This is a genomic window from Protofrankia sp. CiP1_Cm_nod2 (genome assembly GCF_920664355.1).
GTDB lineage: Bacteria > Actinomycetota > Actinomycetes > Frankiales > Frankiaceae > Protofrankia.
The window spans coordinates 14,514-19,192 of record NZ_CAKKTL010000100.1 but is presented as its reverse complement, the minus strand read 5'-3'; the positions used below and the strand labels follow the sequence as shown (position 1 = coordinate 19,192).

At 68.4% G+C, this 4,679-nt stretch carries 3 protein-coding genes; all 3 read left to right on the top strand.

What is annotated here, in order from left to right; genetic code table 11:
* The first annotated feature begins 835 nt into the window (after positions 1-835).
* Complete coding sequence (gene modA, locus NBW84_RS12940) at positions 836-1,642, top strand: molybdate ABC transporter substrate-binding protein (protein ID WP_250284886.1); 807 nt, start codon at positions 836-838, stop codon at positions 1,640-1,642.
* Between the two features lie 790 nt (positions 1,643-2,432).
* The gene (locus NBW84_RS12935; RefSeq protein ID WP_250284884.1) at positions 2,433-2,666 is read left to right on the top strand and encodes a ferredoxin; all 234 of its coding nucleotides are present in this window, start codon (positions 2,433-2,435) and stop codon (positions 2,664-2,666) included.
* A gap of 522 nt (positions 2,667-3,188) precedes the next feature.
* On the top strand, positions 3,189-4,361 hold the full coding sequence (locus tag NBW84_RS12930) for an aminotransferase class I/II-fold pyridoxal phosphate-dependent enzyme (RefSeq protein ID WP_445548704.1): 1,173 nt from the start codon (positions 3,189-3,191) through the stop codon (positions 4,359-4,361).
* The last annotated feature ends 318 nt before the right edge of the window (positions 4,362-4,679 follow it).

Here is a 4,679-nt window from a genome sequence, read left to right as displayed (position 1 = left end):
GGTGAGCACCGGTATGAAACCCGGGGTGACCGGGATGTCGGATGGCTTTCCGCCATGGGATCCGATTGTCGAATCTCCGGTCCGGTCCGGTCCGGGCCACGTGGCCGCGGATTTCCACTGGGTGTCCCAGCTGTGTCCTAACGATTATCAACCGCATCCTCGACCGTCTTTTCCTGTAACGGGAAGACCCGGCCGTGACATCCAAAATACATGATCATGCATTCCTCGCGTCTCCGCATCCGCCGGGAGCACGTCCACATCGCGGATCAGGGGAGAGAGGGGGAGACAAACCGTGGATGCGCTCGATAAGGTGTCTGGGTGGTGAATCTGCGGATCTCGGATGAAGCCGGCCGACCGGTGGCGCTGACGGCGCCGGCCGGCAGCGGACAGGCGCCGGCGGGCTGCCCCGCTTCAGGACGCAGACCCTCGGCGGGACGTCGGCGGCTCACCGTCGCGCTCCGGGCGGGCGGGGAGCGCACGGCATCGGTCCACGGGTTTCCGTGAGCATGACCGCGGACGCGGCGGTAACAGGCAGGTCTACCCGCAACTAACGACCAACATCATAATCTGTGCCAGGCACGACGGCGTGCCAGCTCAGATGGGGATCCGGACCGGTCCGCACCGGATCGCGTCCTCGGCGTGCCGTGCGCCCACGGCCGGCCCCGGTTCCGGCCCTGACCCCGGTTCCGGCTCAGATTCCGGCTCCGGCTCGGTCACCGCGATTTCGGCGAAATCCGCCGACGTGGTGACGGAATTTTCTCAGCAACGTCGCTGAACCATTGTCCGGCCGGCATCGTGACTCCGGCGGATATCTCGACGACAGTGAGGGGGACGCGTGAGGACACGTTCGAAACTCTGGGCGCTGTGCGCACTGCTGTGCGCGCTCCTGGTGGGCTGTGGCTCGGACACGGACAACACCGGTCCGACGACTCCGTCCGGCGCGGCGACGGCGACACCGTCTGTAACCGGGACAGTGACGGTGTTCGCCGCCGCGTCGTTGACCGAGTCGTTCACCGAGCTCGGCAAGCAGTTCGAGGCGGCGCATCCCGGTGTGACCGTGAAGTTCAACTTCGCCGCGAGCTCGGCCCTGGCCACTCAGATCAACCAGGGGGCGCCGGCGGACGTCTTCGCCTCGGCCAGCCCGACGAACATGACCACGGTCGTCGACGCCGGCAACGCCACCGGCCCGAAGACGTTCGCGCAGAACAAGATGGCGATCGTCACTCCGCCGGACAACCCCGCGCACATCGCCACCGTGGCCGACCTGGCGAAGCCTGGTGTGAAGGTCGCGCTCTGCCAGGCCCAGGTCCCGTGCGGCGCGGTCGCGGCGAAGGTCTTCTCGAACGCGGGTGTCACGGTCACGCCGAAGACCTACGGCGCCGACGTGAAGGGCGTGCTGACCACCGTCGAACTCGGCGAGGTCGACGCCGGCGTGGTGTACGTCACCGACGCCCAGGCCGCCGCGGCGAAGGTGAAGAGCATCGAGATCCCCAAGGAGCAGAACGCCTCCACCACCTACCCGATCGCGGCCCTGACCAAGGCTCCGAACGCCAGCGGCGGGCAGGCGTTCACCGAGTTCGTCCTGTCGTCGACCGGCCAGGAGGTACTTGCCAAGGCCGGTTTCGCCTCTCCCTCCTCATAAGGGCTCCCTCCCCGCAGCCGGCATCCGCCTCCCTGCGCGAGCCCCGTTCGGGGGTGTCTCCGGTTCCCGTGAGCCGGAGGCACCCCCGAAGACGTCATCGGGGGCAGCTACGCCGCCTGCCCGACGCGCCCCGGTGCGCCGCTCGGCCGGGGCGGTGGTGGCCGCGCCCGGAGCACGGCCATGAGGATTCCAGGCCGGCACCGCCCGGCATATGTCCTTTTTCACCGAGACATCCGTCCGTTCTTCGCCAGGCATTCGACACGTCAGGTATGGTGCGGCCCGGCGGGCAGCCCGTCGATTCGCGCACATATCGTGTTTCCAGCTGGTAAAAGCGGGATGACCCGGTCGTTCCCGACGGCGGACGGCGGACGGCGGGTAACTGCTCCCGCCCGGCCCGGAAAACCCGTGACCGCGGCACCACCGGGCCCACAGCCGATGGGCACCGGAGCTCCACGGGCTCCCCGGCAGCGGCAGCGGCTGCCCGATCAGCCCTGGGAGCTGCGGCTTCATCCGGACGACAGCTGTACGTACCAGCAATGTCACGTATTTCCCGCCGCCCGGAAACGGGCCGGGCCAATGTTTCACGGGCCCGCCGCGAATGGCTCCCGAATCCCGGGTACTCCGGCCCGGGATTCTCCGGCCACAGTGCCCGGGCGCGCTTTTTCACCGGCACCGCCCGGCGACCGGCAGCGGCCGACAGCCGGTGCCCGTCGCAGCTAGAATCTGCTGAGCAGCCACCGCGAACGCGCCACAACGAATGCACGGCGCCACAACGAATGTGAGGTGTGACGTGGCGAGCGAGAAGCGCCGACTTCCCATGAACGTCGAGGGGCCTTTCTTTGTCGATTCCGAGTGCACCGACTGTGAGAACTGTCGGGGAGTCGCACCGGACTTCTTCAAGCACGACGAGGAGCGCGAGGTCCACTACATCTGCCGGCAGCCGGTGAACGAGGACGAGGAGGAGATGCTGCTGCAGGCTCTCGAGTTCTGCCCGGCCGAGGCGATCGGGCGCGTGGCGGCCTGACGGGCCGGGACAGCACGCTCACAACCGCTCCTACCAGGGGTTTCGCCGGGCCGCCCCACCGGCTCGGCGGGCCCGGCGGGCCGGGCAGGATCCGGCCCGCCGGACGGGGCACTGGCGGAACGGCCGGCGGGCGAAGCGCCGGCGAGCCGCCGGCCGACGGGCCGTGACATGCCGGCGACGAGAATCCAGAAGGATTCATCTGGTCTCGTCGGGTGACATTACGGGAACATTTTTTGCCGGCCATCACCAAGGGTAGATCAATATCTATCAGCGGGTAGTCGTCCGACAAGCGACTGACATACAGCCGACACAATGGCCGGTTACAAGCCCCGTAACGCTGCGATCATCGAAAATACGGTTAGCGTGGAAACCCTCGCCTGCTGAGGAGGGAAGTTGTCAAAGACCGCGCAGGATTTACCCTCGCTCCACGCTTCTTCTGAGCGCCCGGAAGCCCACCGTTGGTTACCGGCCCGGCCGCTCGGTCCAATGTCGGAGATGGCACGGTTACGGAAAACGCATCCAATGATGGAGGCGATTGTCGACGAGGTGGACGGTCGCCAGATGCGGGTCGGCGACCACTGGCTGACCGACTTCGCGTCCTGCAACTATCTCGGCTTCGACCTCGAGCCAGAGATCATCGCGGCGGTGCCGGAGTACCTGGCCAGGTGGGGCACGCATCCGAGCTGGTCACGGATGATCGCGACCCCACGGCTGTTCGTCGAGATCGAGCAGGAGCTCACCGACCTGCTCGGCGCCGAGGACAGCCTGGCACTCCCCACGATCACGCACATCCATCTGTCGGTCATCCCAGCCCTCGCCGGGCAGGGAACGATCTTCATCGACCGCAACGCGCACCGCTCCATCCACGACGGCTGCGTCATGGCCCGGGCCTGGGGCGCGACCGTGCAGCGCTTCGACGACAACAACCCCGCCGAGCTCGAGGAGATGCTGCGGGCCTGCCGCAGCCACCCGCGGCTGGTGTGCGTCGACGGGCTGAACAGCATGACCGGCAACATCCCGCCGGTGGCGGAGCTGGCCCGGGTGACCCGCGCGAACGACGCGCTCCTCTACATCGACGACGCGCACGGTTTCGGCGTCATCGGCGAGCGCCGGCCCGACGAACTGAGCCCCTACGGCAGCCGGGGCAACAGCCTCATCCGCCATGTCGGGGAGAGCTACGACGGGATCATCCTGGTAGCGGGCTTCTCCAAGGCCTACTCGTCCCTGCTGGCCTTCCTCGCCTGCCCGACCGAGGTGAAGAACCACCTCAAGGCGGCCACCTCCCCGCACACCTTCTCCGGGCCGTCCCCGGTGGCCTCGCTCGCGACCGTGCAGGCCGGGTTCGCGCTCAACGCCCGGCGGGGCGACGCGATCCGCGCGGATCTCCACCGCAAGACGGCCCGGATCCTCGACGGGATGGGGCGGCTCGGGCTGGCCTCGCCGAACCGGTCGGGCAGCCCGATCATCGAGATACCGGTCGGCGCCCCGGACCGTATCGACGCCATCGGCGACCATCTGTTCGACCGGGGGATCTACACCACCCTGGCGCCGTACCCGATGGTGCCGCGCGAGAAGGTGGGGTTCCGCATCCAGGTCACCGCGGCCAACACCGACGAGGAGATCAGCCACCTGCTCGAGGTGCTCGCCGAGGTCGCCGACATGCTGTCGGACGCCGCGCCCGCCCAGGACGGATAGCACCCGTACCCACCGTAACGCCACGACGGTCGTCCAGGACCGCACCGGGGAAACGGCGGAAGCGTAAGAAGCCATAAGAAGCCATAAGAAGCCATGAAGGGAAGCCCGACGGGGACCGGCGAGCAGCCGGTCAGGCCGTGCCCGGCGCGCGGATGGCCGGGCACGGCCCCAGACCTCCGGCCGGCGGACACCGGCCCAGCGGGGCTGTGCCACCGCGAGCCACCGCGGGCCACTGCCACGCCTGTCCCGCCCGGATGCCCACGGCACCTACCGAGCGTCGTGCCGACCTGCCGGGCCTACTGACCTGCCGGGCCTACT

What these genes read in the sequence shown, in the direction of transcription:
- NBW84_RS12930 (WP_445548704.1), top strand. Translation starts at nt 3,189, where the DNA reads ATGATGGAGGCGATTGTCGACGAGGTGGACGGTCGCCAGATGCGGGTC.